We start from the raw sequence: 14,873 nt of genomic DNA on the forward strand, positions 1-14,873 counted from the left end.
TCATTTCATTTATCTTGATCAATACATTTCATTTATCTTGATCAATATGAGTGTCTCCTCATCGTGGGGTGCCAACCGAATTGATTTAACACCCCACCCCTCCCCAGAAGACCTGAATGCTCCTGTTCTCCCCCGCTCATTTCACCGCTTTTTTCTTTTAAAGCGCCTTGCTCAAGGGGGAATGGGAGATGTATACCTCGCTGCCACAAGAGGAATCAAAGAGGCAGAATTTCCCTGTATTGTTAAAACAATACGAAAAGCATACACCACAGACAGCTCTTTCCTCGCCCGCTTTTTCGACGAGGCCAGAATTCAATCCCAATTAAACCACTCAGGGGTCGCTCGTGTTTTTGAAGCCTCGGTGGACGAAAATAATCAGCCTTACACTGTAGTCGAATATGTCGAAGGGCATTCTCTCTCTCAGGTGCAACGTCGAGCTTATTTAACAGGAATACGTCTCGACTGGACGCAAGCGGTTGCTATCGCATTGGAAATTGCTCTTGCGCTGGCTTACATCCACCAACGCACCAACTCTAACGGCACTCCTCTAGGAATCATCCACCGCGATCTCAGCCCGCAGAACATCATGATCAGCTACGCTGGCGAAGTAAAATTAATTGATTTTGGCACAGCCCACGCTCGCAATCGGCACTGTGAAACAGTAGCCGGAACCGTTTTCGCAAAACCTGGCTACGTGGCTCCTGAAGTAGCCCGCGAAGAAAAAGCAGACCAGCGCGTTGACCTGTACGCTCTTGGAATTATTCTTTGGGAATTATGCCAAGGGCGCCGGCTGGTCAGTGGTGATCCACATAAGCACCTTGAACGGATAAGTCATGGTGAGATTCGCATCCCCCCTATTGCCAACCAGATCGGAGCCCCTCCCCTACTCGACCATATTGTTACTCAGCTCACTCATAATCTACCTGAATGCCGCTATGCCAACGCGAGCCTAGCTGTTTCAGACCTAGCTCGTGCGCTTGCAACCAGCGGGGAGAAAAAAGCACAAAATCAAATTCCAACATGCTGTATCGCCAATCTGATGCATATTCTCTGGCCTCATGAACCAAGACGTTCCCAAGCCGAATTCGCTAGTTTGCTCGGACATGCGCAAGGGCTTCAGACGGACACACCTCAAGAAAAAATAGCCTCGTCTTCCAAAGGGGAAGAACCGAAAAGCACTATGTTTCTTGGGACCCCATACCGTTTGCTAGGTCTATTCGGCAAAGGAGGGAGCAGTCTGGTCTATAAGGCAGAGCATCAACAACTCAAGCGCAAGGTAGCACTCAAGATTCTCAAGTCAAACATCGCGGCCACAGGTCAAGGGATTGCTCAATTTCGTGAAGAAGCACGCGTCTTAGCGCAATTTTCTCATCCCAACCTCCCAGCTCTTTTTGAATCCGGTCGTTCCGAAGATGGGTGGTATTACCATGCGATGGAATGGATCGAAGGGAAATCTCTGGATCAGATTCTCCTCCACCAAGGGGCTATCGATTGGTGTGAAGCAACGCGCATCATCATCGAAGCAAGCAAAGCTCTAGAAGCAGCTCACGCAAAGGGGATCATTCACGGAGATATCAAACCCCATCATCTCTTACTGACCCAACAAGGGGAGGTCAAAATCATCGACTTCGGAGTCGCCGCTGCATTCAAACTCAAAGAAATGCAAGCGAACAATTCCTCACCACCCTGCTCCGAACCTGATTTCTCCCTCTTAGGCACCCCCAACTACATGGCACCTGAACAAATTCAAGGGGGCTCTATCCAAATGGAGGCAGATCTGTACGCCTTAGGCTGTGTGCTTTATCATATGATCACCTCAACCCCCCCGTTTGCAGGAGCAACGCCACTCCAGATTCTTGCAAAGAAATTGAATCAAGTACCCCCTTCCCCAAGCCAATATAAGCCCGATGGGAAGATCCCCCGCTCGCTCGAGACAGTTCTCCTACGAACACTTGAACGAAAACCAGAAAATCGGTTTCGCTCAGCGAGGCAATTGCGAGAAGCGCTCGAAGCCATTCATTTTCCCCACCATCAAGAGACAACTTCCTCTCGGAAAAACAAAACCATTGCTAGCATCCTTGGACTCGCTGCCATGGTTCTTATCTTAGTCCAACTGCTGCATCACAACTCTTCCAAATCGCCCTCTCCCCAAGCGATCAAGGAGACCCCTATCACTCCCCCCTCAGCGACTAAGGTTCGCAAAGACCGCCTGGAGCACGATCGATAGTCTTGATCTTATTACGTGCTTCGACAGCTACCTGCTCTTTTCCAAAACGCTTCTCACATGTGCTAAAGGCCAAGCGCGCATTTACACAATCATGCAGCGTGAGATAAGCGTTCCCCATCCCCAAAAGAGCCTGACCGAGATAAGAAGAGTTAGGGTATTGACGCAATAAACGATTGAATTCTCCTAACGCAGCCCCCGGCTTACTCTCCTGCAGGTAGGAATCTCCCATCCAATAAACTACCTTACTCGCTTGATCGTCTTTCGGATAACGGCGGATGTATTCCTCCCCAAGTGGATAGAGATCGCGGGCAGCCTTTCTCCGGTAAGAGGACTCAATGAGCGCCATATGAGCCCCTCGATCTGGTGGGGCCTCTGGACCAGATACCCTGCTCTGAGCAATTGAATCCTGCTTTCTTTGAAGTTCATCAAGCTGCGCATTCCATTCCTTCCGAGCTGCAGCGAATTGCGCTCGGAGCTCTGAAAGGGCGTGTTCTTGCTCTTCTATCTTACCGGACAACCGATTGAGATTGACCTGACCTGCATGCCATTCAACAGCCTTGTCCGCATGAGAGCTGAGCACATTATCGAGTCGGGCATTTATGCCACGAATCTCAGCGCGCAGCGATTCCAACTCCTGACGCTGGCGCTGCCCCCCTCCTTCAAGAGCTGCTTGCTTCTTCTGAAGGACATCTACATCCCGCTGCATCGCGACGAGACTGCAACCGCTCTCCACCACACCATAAACAAGAAGAAAAAGATAGGTTTTGTGAATAGATGCGAGCGTTTGCTGGCTCCGTGTCACTGACCAACCTCAATATCGACCCGGCGATCCTGAGCCCATGTAGCCTCATCAATCCCTTTCGCATCAAGTTTACCTCGAGACGATAAGCGCATCTTGTCAGGAGAAACACCTAACCCCAGTAAAAAAAGATGAACTGACTTGGCTCGATCAGCCCCCAAAACCATATTGTATTCTGGCTCCCCACGGGGATCACAATGACCCGTAAGTACAACAGGAGACCCCTGCAGCGAACCAGAAGTGAGGCATTGTGCTAATTTTTGCAGAGCGGCTTTCCCTTCCGGCTGCAATTCCCTTGAGTCGAAAGCAAAATAAACGGAGAAAAAGGTCTCACATCCAGATATGTCTTCACGAGGTGCAATGCAATGGCCATTGACACAACGTTCACCCGTAGGGCACAGGTGCTCTTCATCACACTCCTGGACCTCATTTTGCTCATCACCATTAGAGGTAGGGGGCTGAGGAGGTTTTGCATGGCACTGACGATCAAAACCGCACTCATATCCCACCTCACATGGATGCGCATCATCGCAAAATGCATCCGAAGAAGATACAGGAGGCTTACAAACCCCTTCCTGACATACATTCCCCTGATGGCACATCGAATCGGTTCTGCATTCGACACATTTTCCTTGCACGCAGGCTGCCCCTCGTCCACTTTGTTGACATTCTTCGTCTTTTTCACAAAGGGGTGATTTAGCACGGCCACATGCTACCATTAAAATTCCTACCCCGAGAGACAAGATGGTTTTTCGCACAACCTGAAGTAGCATAGGTCCTATCCCACGAAGAGATCTACCCACGCAGAAAATCAAACGCATCTCCTCCCACCACCGCCTCAACAAGAGGAAAAAAGAAATCGATGGACACATGTGCATTCCTTTCCTATCAAGATGTGATCTCTCATCCCTACTAGACAACAAACTCATGTTACCACATTAGCCACAGAATCTCAATGTCTCAAGATGGATTTTAACCAGAATAAACTATTTGCCATCATTCTCTAACCTGCTGCGCAACCTCTTGAACTCGATCTCGTATTCATGCCCCACTGGTTCTGTTTCAGAAAGTCAGCGCTATCGCATTATTTTACGCCTCGCAACGCCCACTGTAATCGCGATGCTTTCGCAAAGCATTGTCAACGAAATCGATGTCTTTTTTTTCTCAAAGCTCCCTTGTCACGAATCTTCTAATGCTCAAGCAGCACTTCTCCCTTCTCTAATTACTTTTTGGCTCTTTGGAGGGTCTCTCTCTGCCATCACTGTAGGGACTCAAGCGCTCACTGCAAGGCGCTATGCAGAAGGGAATTGGAAGAAAGCAGGGCATATTCTGACCAACGCCACTTTCTTCTGTCTGTTTGCAGGCACTCTAGGCTCTTTGTTAGGGATCCTATTTGTGTCGGACCTGCTCCAAATGATGATCAAGGTACCCGAAGTGTGGACCATTGCGGTGGCCTACTCCCGTTGGCGGATCTTAGGGATTCTCTCGATGCTGCTAACCATGGCCATTAAGGCATTTTTCGATGGGATCGGGCGAGCTCATGTGCATATGATAGCAGCCATCGTGATGAATATCTGCAATGTGCTTTTCTGCTGGATGTTTGTCTATGGACAATGGGGTGCCCCACGAATGGGAGCGCCAGGAGCTGGACTGAGCGCCTTTCTAGCCACGTGGATCGGCCTATTCGTAATGCTCTTCTACACATTTAGCGCACGCAAGGAATTCAGCCTCTTTCATTTCCACCATATCAAACGCAAAACCATCCTAGAGCTGTTGCGCCTTTCCGCACCTGCGGCTGTAGCTACTGTTGCGTTAATGGGTGGATTCGGCCTTTTCTCGACGGTCGTTGGAAGGCTCGACCACAACCAACCCACTGTTTCAATATCCATCGCCGAAGAGAGCACCTGCGGTGTCAAAGAAGCAGTTAACAGCGCCGCGACTACGGATATTGCAGCGGTTCTCAAGCTGACGCTGACTGCGTGCATTGCATTTGGCACAGCAACCGCCACGTTAGTGAGCCAGTCCCTTGGAGCAAAACGACCAGATGAAGCCAAACACTATGGATGGGCAAGCGTACGGCTAGGTCTTCTTCTCTTCGGATTCATCGGAGTCTGTGAAGGGATTCTTTTCACCCCATCCGTCGTACACTTTATCACCCAATCGGAAGCTGTCCAGAAGGCTGCCATGCTCCCGATGCGGCTAATGGGGGTCATGACCCCTTTTATCGCTGTTGCCATGATTCTGAGCGAAGCACTTTTCGGAGCTGGGAACACGCGCTTTGTGGCTCTTGCTCAACTCACTATGGTATTTGGTTGCCTTGTTCCCCTCTCTTTTTTACTAGGGCTTCACTTGCAATTAGGACTACTCGGAGTATGGTTGTCTGCCGCTATCTATAGCCTCATCGCTTCCATCACAATGGCCATCAAATTTCGAAGAGGAAGCTGGCAACACATCACGCTATAATTTTGAGGGTCTTCAATGCCCCATATCCCACAAATCATAATGCGCTTCAGCATACATATACTACTTTAAGCCTACAAAACATACCAAAAGCATGCTCTCAGCATTGAAAGCCCTGATGGTTTGATGCATCATGATCGCAATGTCATAGTTGAGTTTCCTCTTCTTAAAAGCACTTCTCCGCCTCCTTCTAAGAAACCCACTCAGCATAAGAGAAGTCCCCTTCATCTCCTGTAACCATCTGATTTTATTGATCTATCTCATTTTATCTGATAAATTCATACCTATAGAAAAAGGAAGAGCTGGAAGCGATTTTTGTAAGGTATAAGCTATAGCATGACTACTGCTCGCTCTTAGGGTGATCTCCTCGGATGAGAAATCTAAGAATAAGGTCAGTTTCCCAGAAGACACATTGTTGGTAACAGCTCTCCCCCACCCACCAAGAACCAGCGACAAGAAGCAAATCCCTGTAAGGGCTTAAAAACAAATGGACTCCGCGATAAACGAAGAAAGAGCGAAGAAACACAGTTCAGGTATCTCCCATCCGGATTTACGGCTTTAAGGAGATTGCAGTCGTTCTGTAGGAAAAAATATTTGTTCACAGTTTGTTGAAAGCGAATCGATTTTAACTAGGTTCGTTGAATGCTAAAAGAACTAGAGGAAGTGATGATGGCTAAATGGAGAAGCGATAAAATAACGGCAACCTTAGCTGAAAAAAAGAAACCTCAGCATCCGCAAAGGTATCTGCATCTGTAGAGGACATACTAAATCCCATTCCAAGAAAAGAGTTTTTGCCCCCCAGCACAGTAGGAAAAGGTCACGATTCAGCTAAGTGGTTATTTACTCATTATGTTAAACGAATGAATTCTTTCCCCACGATGAGGGCTGAGGAAGAATTACCACAGCTCTTGAGATTGAGCATGCAGAGCTCAATTATCTTATCACTACGCTCGCTTGCCTCCAGCTTGCTCCTTTCATTCTCAGCTGCTTCGAGAAAGAGCTGCTAACAACCGAACACCAAACCAGTTTAGCTCGGGCTCAAAAGATGCAATAATGGCTAGTCAAGGAGAGAAAAACCTGCATTTATTGACCAAGGCAGTGCAAAAAAATAGAAGGAAAGGGTGGAAGATTTAGCCAAAACCATGCGCGCAGGTGGGCACATTTACACTTGGACGCAACATACAGAACATGCTGTAAGAAAACTTAGAGACGACATTAAAAAAGATCCGGAAAACGGGAAGCTCTCCTCCTCCCTGTGGATACGCCATCTATCGACAGTACATTCGGCAGATCTCCAATGCTCACCTACAAGCGAAGTATATCAAAAATAAATTTATGCAAGCAAATCTTCGTCTCGTGGTGACCATTGCTTACCGGTACAATCGAGGGTGGATACGCCATCATCGATCTCATTTAAGAAGGGAATCTAGGGCTTATTAGATCAGTAGAACGGTTTAACCCACATCGCGAATATCACTTTTCCACTTATGCTTCTTGGTGGATTCGCCACAGCATCAGCCGAGTTCTGCTGCAAAAGGGCATCTGATCCGAATTCCAACCTACGTATCTGAGCAAATTCACCAGGCGAACAGCTCGATACATACATTATCGAGAGCCACTGGAAAAGAACCCACAAACCAAGAGCCTGCAAAAGCGATTGGGCTATCGGAAGAAAAAGTAGAACAAGCTCGAAAAGGCTGGTTAGACACTCCTATCTCTCGATCGCCTTATAGACGAAGACGGAGAGCAGACATTCCTCGACTTGCCACAGGGTATGCCCAACCCTTCACATGATGAGGTTTTGATCGAAGAAGGCTGGAATTAACAGATCCAACACTTCTTAGCACTGCTCAATTCTTTCGAAGCGTTCATCCTCAAGTGGCGCTTTGGTCTCGATAATGAAGAACCCATAACGCTGCAAGAAACTGCCGATCAGAGAAATCTATCGCGCGAGCGAACCCGACAATTGCAAGAAAAAGCTATCAGCAGGATTAAGAGAGTATCTGTCTCAGCTTGAACTTGTCTAAAAACAGGACAATTGACATCGATTGAAACAAGGAGGTCACAAAAGAACCTCCTTGTTTACGAAAGCACCAGTTTTTAGATCACCGCCAATGCCGCTTTGCAATGGCTCTAACTAATTGGTCAGCAGCATCACGCGCTTGTTCTATTTTCCCTTCCACTTGATTGAAAAGAATAGAAAAAGCAACAGGCCCTTTTTTATTGGGGCTCAACACATACCCACTCAGGGCGACAACGTCATGTAGAGATCCTGTTTTTGCTCGAATCATGCGTTGGAAAGGGAGCTCACGCAAGCGCTGACGTAGCGTTCCATCAACACCAGCTATCGATAGCTGAGCAATAAATTCAGCATGAATTTTGGGATCACGCCAAGCTGTGCAGAGAATTTGTACAAGACTAGCTGCGCTGACTCGATTCGCATCGAAAAGTCCTGATCCATTTTTTAAGATCATATTCTGCTCGTACGCGCCTATCTTTTCAGCCCACTGCACAACGACTTCACTCCCATCCGCACTCCGAGCCGGATGTCTTTTTTTTCCCCCTCCCAATGTTTTAAATATCATTTCTGCGTAAAAATTATCGCTATCTTTGCCCACCGCATAAAGCAATTGGCTTAAGGGGGCAGACTGATGCCGTACAAGGATTGGAACATCATTGATACGACCTATTTTCACCCCTCCTTTAATAGCAATATTCGCTTTTCGAAGCTCATGAAGCAAGACATACCCCGCCAGCAACGTAGGATCCTCGACTCTCCGCACATATCGAACGGGTGAAGATCCCATTGGAATCACTCCACTGATTCCGATGGTCAGCCTTCCCCCTTCCCCCATAAGAGAAAGAGAGATTGTGTTTTTCCCTCGTCCCGTCGTCATGACCTGCCCTCGTACAGTTATCAAACCGGTTGGAGCCATGAGTCCAGGGGGATCTATCGATACAACCGCAGGCTGAGAAATTGCTGTCGGGCAAATCTTAATCGCAATTGTGTTTCGATTCAAGGCCAACGCACTGATGGGCGCACGAAACGCAGCCCACTCATTGGGCTGTTGCTCAAATGCGGGAGGGACAGTCTCCTCGTCATAAGCGCTTTGATCAAGCAACACATCGCCTGTGATCTGTTTAACCCCAAGCCCTTTCAGTTCCTGGACCATTGCCCAGACATCCTGCGTTGTTAAAGAGGGATCCCCATTCCCTCTGAACAAAAGTGGACCTTCTATGATCCCACCCTTAAGACCACCCCCAAAGCTTGTTTCATAACGATACTCAGGCAGCAGTAGCGAAAGCGATGCAGCCGTAGTATACAATTTCGCATTGGAGGCTGGATTGAGAAGAACTCGTTCTTGGAAACTAGCCCATTTCTTACCGCTTTCCACTTCTACCACAGAGATACCTATGCGAGCTTTCTTAAAATTGGGATTATCGATAAGATGTTTAACAGCTGCTTCGAATTCCTGAATAAGAGGATCAACTGGAAGCGATTCTACTTTCGAAGAAGGGGCCCGCGCTACACCCGATGTGATCACTAGAAGAGAAGAGCAGAACGCAAGATGAATCCATCGACGGCGACTAATAATCATACTACATGGTGTAAGCGTTTATACTTCATCATCAAAGGATTTTTTCGCCTTATTGTTTTCGCTTCTCTTGCGTGCAGTCGATCAGCTTCCCACCACTCGCACACTGATCATAAGGCCCCATCCAGCGCTCAACCGCTTGTATTTCTGATTGGCACCGAACCCGAAACGCTCGATCCCAGGTTTGCAGTCGACATCATAGGAATACGGATCAGCCGACTTATTCATGCCGGGCTTGCGAGACTCAATCCCATTGATTTAGAGCCAATCCCTTATCTGGCAAAATCTTGGAGATGGATCAACCCGCTCACGTTACAGATTGATCTGCGGGAAGATGTATTTTTTCATTCAGGTGCCCATTTTACAGCGCAAGACGTTGTTGCTACTTTCCAGGCATTTTCTTCAGGCCATGTAGGGGCACGCCATGCCCGCATGATGGAACCCATCGCATCCGTTGAATCAGAAGAACTCTATCGCGTCACTGTACGCCTCAAGCGAAGCCACGCCACCTTGCTCACCGATCTCGAGCTCCCGATTCTCCGAGCAGACGAAGCTGCTGGGCGGCCACAACAGGATAAACCTCTGGACGGCCTTGGCCCTTTTTATATAGGACGCCGCACATCGGGGGAAGTCCTTCTGCTCCCGAGTCAAAAAGGGGCACTCCCTCCGGCCCACCGTGCGATTGTTTTTCGCACGATTCGAGATGAAAACGTGCGCGCGATGCGATTCTACGCGGGGAGTGCAGACATAGCTGTGAACTTGATTTCTCCAACGCTGCTCCCCTCTCTTAAGTCCAATCAGGGATTGGCAATCACCGCACAGCACGCTGCTAATCTCACCTATGTGGTCTTGCGCGTCGATCAAGCCCCTTTTGCAGATGCACGGCTACGGAAAGCCTTCTCAATGGCGATTGATCGAGAGCTACTGGCTCAAACACTGCTCGGCGGATACACGCAACCGGCAGACACCTTGATCCCTCCCGTACTGTGGTCATACACACCCCCCCCGTTTTCTGAAGCAACTCACTACTATCCTGAAAAAGCGATCGCTCTCCTTGATGAAATGGGACTCCACCCGAATTCCCAAGGAGTCCGCCTGAAAGTGAATTATCTAACTTCTACCGATCGCACTCGGGTTATTTTAGGGCGCACGATTGCCCAACAACTCCGAGCAGTAGGGATTCAACTAGACGTCGCCCCTCTCGAACCAGGTGCCCTCTTTGCGAGACTCAACGCAGGTCAATTCCAATCCGCATGCCTACAAATGCCAGAAATTACTGAACCCAATGTGTTTCGAGTCTTTCTGCACAGCACTTGTATCCCCCCCCAAGGAGCAAATAGAGGACACATTCAAGATGTAACGCTTGACGATCTACTCGATCAAGGGGCCAACACACAAGATCGAGAAAAAAGACGTAAAATCTATGCCGACATGGAGATATGGCTCCAGCACAAGATGTACATCATCCCCTTGTGGCATGAAGATCATGTGACTGTGACAAGCTTGCAAGGGCGATCCTTCGCTCCCACCCCCGACGGCCGCTGGCTTCGCCTTGCGGAAATCCCTTAAAATCACGTTGCCACAAGCCAAGATAAGCCTGCTCCACACAAGACAAGTATATTGGCTTTTTTCGAGAATAAGTCAAAAGCATATGAAGCTAAATGGAATGCTAAGAAGCGAGAAAGCAGCAGGTTTCTCGTTTCGTTAATTTCTGATAGATGATGAAAATAAGTCAAATCCCTCCGCCTTAAAAATAGAAGACCTGAGGCAAGGCAGTCTGGATGAACTGTGGTAAACACCTTGCATGATGAATATGGCCTATCAAAAACAACCAAAATATATTTTTGTAACGGGAGGCGTCGTTTCCTCTATCGGTAAAGGACTCACGAGCGCATCAGTAGGCGCACTGCTGGAAGCGCGTGGACTTTCGGTCACTTTGATGAAGCTTGATCCTTACATCAATGTCGACCCGGGCACGATGAGCCCCTACCAGCACGGTGAGGTCTTTGTGACTGAAGATGGGGCGGAAACCGATCTTGATCTTGGCCATTATGAACGCTTCACTAATGCCAAAATCGGACGAGATCACAACATCACCGCAGGGCGTATTTATGGGTCTGTAATCGCAAAAGAGAGGCGAGGAGAATACTTAGGGGCTACTGTGCAGGTCATTCCGCACATCACAGATGAAATCAAAACGCAAATTCGCACAGCCACAGCAGGGGCTGATGTCGCCATCATTGAAGTGGGGGGAACTGCAGGAGATATCGAATCGCTCCCCTTCCTAGAAGCTGTGCGGCAACTCAAACTAGAGGCGGGATTTCAAAATTCTCTCAATCTTCATGTCACGCTCGTGCCCTATATTGCAACAGCAGGAGAGCTTAAAACCAAGCCAACTCAACACTCGGTCAAAGAGATGCTCAAAATCGGAATCCAACCGGATGTCATCATATGCCGCACGGAAAATAAGCTTCCTCTGGCAGTCAAAGAGAAGATTGCACTCTCTTCCAACGTCCCCTTAGAAGCAGTGATCTCCGCATCCGATGTACAATGCATCTACGAAGCGCCTCTACTCCTACACGAAGAGGGGGTAGACGATCTGCTCTGCGCGAGGCTTAACATTTGGAGTCGCCACCCCAATCTCGCCCCTTGGAAGCAAGTCGTCGAACGGTTTAAGGTTCCATCTCAGAGGACAGCGCATATTGTGTTGGTGGGCAAGTATGTTCACCTCAAAGACGCATACAAATCACTTCACGAAGCTGTTGTCCACGCAGGGTTGCATAACGATTGCCACATCACCCTTCATTATATCGATGCAGAACAGATCGAAAAAGAAGGGCCCTCGCATCTTTTGAAACATGTAGATGCGATCCTTGTCCCAGGAGGATTTGGGAATCGAGGGACTGAAGGAATGGTTTCAAGCATTCAATATGCTCGTGAGCATCAAATCCCATTTTTTGGCATCTGCTTAGGAATGCAAGTCGCCGTCATCGAATTTGCTCGCCATGTAGCTGGGCTGATCCATGCTAACTCAATGGAATTCGATCCCCGGACACCTTATCCTGTGATCGATCTGATGTCAGAGCAACAAGCTGTAAAACAAAAAGGAGCAACCATGCGGCTTGGTACCTATCCGTGCGTGTTGCTCAATCACTCCAGGGTCGCTGCTGCTTATGGCACGAAGACCATAGGGGAACGTCACCGCCATCGCTATGAAGTCGCCAATCGTTATCGAGAGCAGCTCGCCGCTGCAGGTCTTGTTTTCTCGGGCACGTCTCCAGACAACCACCTTGTGGAAATCATCGAGCTCAAGGATCACCCTTACTTTGTAGGATGCCAGTTCCACCCGGAATTCAAGAGCCGCCCTTCCACCCCTCATCCCCTTTTTGCTGGATTCGTACAAGCTGCGCTCGAATATTCAAAAAATCATCGTTCATCTGATTCATCTTAAGGCATACTATTTTCATTCATTGTATTGGTTCATAGGCGATGAACTCATCTCAACGCACAATAACGCGCCTCCTTGCAGGATCAAGGCTGAAGGTTTTCCTCTCTCTTATGGGACTTGCCATTCTGCTTCACCCTCAGAGTGCCCAAACAGCCCCCAACGATTCATCCCTATCTCGCTTTGATCCCTCAGAGCTCTTCACCTCTCTTTTCGAGTCACTCACCCATCACAACCAACCTCAAGCCCACTCAGCCGCCAAGTTCGCTTCGGAATTGCCCGAGTATACTTTGCGCGCAATTCAATCGAAGCTTGAACAGCTTCGCGCCACTCCTCAACCAGCAACCATTGATTTGGTGCGGACGATTTATAAAGAGCAATCCGAACAACCCTCTTTCGATTTGGTCGAAGCTCTTCTCTCGATCGATCCATCGAGAACTTCTGGACAACGAGATGCGCTTACAATCGCATGCTTGCTCCGCTCGCTTGCACATATAGGGACAACTCCCTCTATTCGTCTCATCTTCCCCTTTATCTATGCATACCAGCGGGTCTTTCGCCCAGAAGCAATACGACTCATCAAACAATTAGGGGAAGAGGCAGTCCCTGCACTCATTGAAGCTACCCGGTCTCCTATTAAATATTGGGCTACCTTGCAATTGGATGCGCTGGGAAAGCTTGTCCCCACCCAAGCCATCCAGATGAAATACATGACAACGCAAGCGGATGTTCTTCGAGCATATGGACGCATCCACGATATGGATGCACTTGGTGTGGTGGTTTCTTTTATCGATTCCGATCACCCCCAAGTGCGACAAGCTGCCCGAGAAGCCACATTAAAATATGGAGCAGATGCAATTTGGAAACTCCGAGAAGCCTATACCAATCTGATCGGGAAATCCCCCCCCGATTACTGGTCAGTAGAAACGCTCGCGCGAGAGCTTTTTACAACTTGTGATCAGTTTCGTACCCGCGAAATCTACCCGATTCTTGAAGAGGGTCTTGCCCACGCCAAAAAAGGGGACTTTAAAAAGGCTGTCGCACGATTCGATCTGATTCTATCCAAATACCCCTTACTCGATCGAAGAAGGGAGATGATCGGAACCTACCTCCGTTACGCTCAATCGCTTCAGCATTCCGATCCTGCAACAGCCGCTGTCTATTACCGCAGAGCAGCCAACCTCGATCCCTCTACCCCCGAAGCAAAACAGGCACAAAGCACTCTTGTTTATCTTGAAGGGATAGCTTTATGGAAGAAAGGAACAATAGACATGTCTCTCTTCGAGCAAGCCCTCGAGCTGAATCCTGCTTATCAAGGTGCCAAAAAAGCAGTGAGCGAGTTGCGCTCCCCTCCCCCTAGTCAACATGGTTACATTCGTCAATTAGCCCTAGCGGGTTCTCTTTTTCTTGTGGCGCTAGCTCTCATCATCTCCTTGGGGGGGCCTGCGTTTACATCACATTCCCTTCCCTCCCGCCCCTATAATTCAAAATAAAAGTGCATGTCACAGCTTTACTCTCAAGCACTGCTTTTATATAAAATACGAATGACCTTCCTTCTAACCCATACGCAAGCAACTAAGGAGAATAAGAATAAACTACCCTGTGCTCTTGAAGATATCCTCCCTGCCACCGAACAACCACTCGAAGGGAAAAGGAGTTAGTCAGGGGAAATATTAGGATCCTGTTTGGCTTGGATTCAAGACATTCCGAATAAACTGTTCATGTTCGGAGACAGCAGTAAGAATGCCATGATTACTGAGGCTACAGGCTGTTATTTCAGCCCAAGAGACAATTCTTATAATAACCCGCTGATCACCCCACTTTTGATGAGCCGGCCCTCCGCTATCACCAGCGCATGCTCTCCCAATAGAGAGCTCTTTTGATAGCGATCATTCTCATGAATGACCTTCACTTCTATATTTTCGAGGAACTGAAGTTGAGAGATGCCCCTTTTCATCGATTATCCTCCAACCACTCAGAGCAACTCGATAGGTTTCCCCTTCTTTTATCTTGTCGAAGCTGGGAGAAGCAATTTCCGCATGGTCGATAGGCTGATCAAGAGTTAGGATGACAATACCAGCCCCTTCACAGGGAACACTGGAAGGAGGATAACTAATCTCCGCCCTCTTGCTTTGACCCGAGGTTTTTCATCGCCTACACCGATGAAAAGACCCTGCGGTTCATAATCCTCTAAATAGAGGCCACCACGCCCCTCTACCTTCCTACCGATGCACTCAAAGGTCAAAGGGGATTCACTTGCACCACGCAATGACGAGCCGTCAGCACATGGATTGGTGTGAGCAATGCCCCCAAGCATAAGGAGAGCCTTAAACCTCGCGCATGAAC

Annotated in this window: 13 protein-coding genes; 8 read left to right on the top strand and 5 right to left on the bottom strand. The window is 48.4% G+C overall.

The features are described 5' to 3' along the window. Positions 1-46: 46 nt before the first annotated feature. On the top strand, positions 47-2,227 hold the full coding sequence (locus tag BCY86_RS06830) for a protein kinase domain-containing protein (protein ID WP_075277062.1): 2,181 nt from the start codon (positions 47-49) through the stop codon (positions 2,225-2,227). Here BCY86_RS06830 and BCY86_RS06835 read toward each other — a convergent pair. Together BCY86_RS06835 and BCY86_RS06840 are read right to left on the bottom strand one after the other, a co-directional pair. Then, positions 2,190-3,029, bottom strand: coding sequence for a tetratricopeptide repeat protein (locus BCY86_RS06835; RefSeq protein ID WP_075277063.1), 840 nt, complete (start codon positions 3,027-3,029; stop codon positions 2,190-2,192). The genes BCY86_RS06830 and BCY86_RS06835 overlap by 38 nt on opposite strands. Next, positions 3,026-3,898 carry an OmpA family protein gene (locus BCY86_RS06840; RefSeq protein WP_075277064.1) on the bottom strand — a complete coding sequence of 291 codons (873 nt, stop codon included), beginning with the start codon at positions 3,896-3,898 and terminating at the stop codon, positions 3,026-3,028. Before BCY86_RS06840 ends, BCY86_RS06835 begins: the two co-directional genes overlap by 4 nt. Positions 3,899-4,049: 151 nt before the next feature. Here BCY86_RS06840 and BCY86_RS06845 point away from each other — a divergent pair, with 151 nt between their 5' ends. From BCY86_RS06845 to BCY86_RS10815, 4 genes are all read left to right on the top strand, one after another. Further along, the gene (locus BCY86_RS06845; RefSeq protein ID WP_156865142.1) at positions 4,050-5,489 is read left to right on the top strand and encodes an MATE family efflux transporter; all 1,440 of its coding nucleotides are present in this window, start codon (positions 4,050-4,052) and stop codon (positions 5,487-5,489) included. A 1,432-nt stretch (positions 5,490-6,921) separates the two neighbouring features. Further along, positions 6,922-7,032: a sigma factor gene (locus BCY86_RS10810; protein WP_083604348.1), complete on the top strand. Its 111-nt coding sequence runs from the start codon at positions 6,922-6,924 to the stop codon at positions 7,030-7,032. Beyond that, on the top strand, positions 6,984-7,280 hold the full coding sequence (locus tag BCY86_RS06865) for a sigma-70 family RNA polymerase sigma factor (protein WP_075277068.1): 297 nt from the start codon (positions 6,984-6,986) through the stop codon (positions 7,278-7,280). Before BCY86_RS10810 ends, BCY86_RS06865 begins: the two co-directional genes overlap by 49 nt. Positions 7,281-7,332: 52 nt before the next feature. Continuing rightward, a complete protein-coding gene (locus tag BCY86_RS10815; protein ID WP_420814555.1) occupies positions 7,333-7,503 on the top strand; it encodes a sigma factor-like helix-turn-helix DNA-binding protein in 171 nt (56 codons plus the stop codon). An 88-nt stretch (positions 7,504-7,591) separates the two neighbouring features. On the opposite strand, the gene dacB is transcribed toward BCY86_RS10815, so the two are convergent. Next, the gene (gene dacB, locus BCY86_RS06875; protein ID WP_083604256.1) at positions 7,592-9,085 is read right to left on the bottom strand and encodes a D-alanyl-D-alanine carboxypeptidase/D-alanyl-D-alanine endopeptidase; all 1,494 of its coding nucleotides are present in this window, start codon (positions 9,083-9,085) and stop codon (positions 7,592-7,594) included. On the opposite strand from dacB, the gene BCY86_RS06880 reads away from it, so the two are divergent. From BCY86_RS06880 to BCY86_RS06890, 3 genes are all read left to right on the top strand, one after another. Next, complete coding sequence (locus BCY86_RS06880) at positions 9,056-10,651, top strand: ABC transporter substrate-binding protein (RefSeq protein WP_075277070.1); 1,596 nt, start codon at positions 9,056-9,058, stop codon at positions 10,649-10,651. The two genes, dacB and BCY86_RS06880, sit on opposite strands and share 30 nt — an antisense overlap. Positions 10,652-10,895: 244 nt before the next feature. After that, positions 10,896-12,533 carry a CTP synthase gene (locus BCY86_RS06885; protein ID WP_075277071.1) on the top strand — a complete coding sequence of 546 codons (1,638 nt, stop codon included), beginning with the start codon at positions 10,896-10,898 and terminating at the stop codon, positions 12,531-12,533. 107 nt (positions 12,534-12,640) lie between these two features. Then, complete coding sequence (locus BCY86_RS06890) at positions 12,641-14,020, top strand: hypothetical protein (RefSeq protein WP_156865143.1); 1,380 nt, start codon at positions 12,641-12,643, stop codon at positions 14,018-14,020. 302 nt (positions 14,021-14,322) lie between these two features. On the opposite strand, the gene BCY86_RS09875 is transcribed toward BCY86_RS06890, so the two are convergent. After that, entirely contained in the window at positions 14,323-14,484 is a 162-nt protein-coding gene (locus tag BCY86_RS09875; protein ID WP_156865144.1) for a hypothetical protein, read from the bottom strand. Between the two features lie 105 nt (positions 14,485-14,589). Next, complete coding sequence (locus BCY86_RS06895) at positions 14,590-14,844, bottom strand: hypothetical protein (protein WP_075277073.1); 255 nt, start codon at positions 14,842-14,844, stop codon at positions 14,590-14,592. Positions 14,845-14,873 lie beyond the last annotated feature (29 nt).

This window comes from Pajaroellobacter abortibovis, from assembly GCF_001931505.1.
GTDB lineage: Bacteria > Myxococcota_A > Polyangia > Polyangiales > Polyangiaceae > Pajaroellobacter > Pajaroellobacter abortibovis.

What these genes read in the sequence shown, in the direction of transcription:
- BCY86_RS06840 (WP_075277064.1), bottom strand. Translation starts at nt 3,898, where the DNA reads ATGTGTCCATCGATTTCTTTTTTCCTCTTGTTGAGGCGGTGGTGGGAG.
- dacB (WP_083604256.1), bottom strand. Translation starts at nt 9,085, where the DNA reads ATGATTATTAGTCGCCGTCGATGGATTCATCTTGCGTTCTGCTCTTCT.
- BCY86_RS09875 (WP_156865144.1), bottom strand. Translation starts at nt 14,484, where the DNA reads ATGAAAAGGGGCATCTCTCAACTTCAGTTCCTCGAAAATATAGAAGTG.
- BCY86_RS06895 (WP_075277073.1), bottom strand. Translation starts at nt 14,844, where the DNA reads ATGCTTGGGGGCATTGCTCACACCAATCCATGTGCTGACGGCTCGTCA.
- BCY86_RS06885 (WP_075277071.1), top strand. Translation starts at nt 10,896, where the DNA reads ATGGCCTATCAAAAACAACCAAAATATATTTTTGTAACGGGAGGCGTC.
- BCY86_RS06890 (WP_156865143.1), top strand. Translation starts at nt 12,641, where the DNA reads ATGGGACTTGCCATTCTGCTTCACCCTCAGAGTGCCCAAACAGCCCCC.
- BCY86_RS06830 (WP_075277062.1), top strand. Translation starts at nt 47, where the DNA reads ATGAGTGTCTCCTCATCGTGGGGTGCCAACCGAATTGATTTAACACCC.
- BCY86_RS06880 (WP_075277070.1), top strand. Translation starts at nt 9,056, where the DNA reads ATGAATCCATCGACGGCGACTAATAATCATACTACATGGTGTAAGCGT.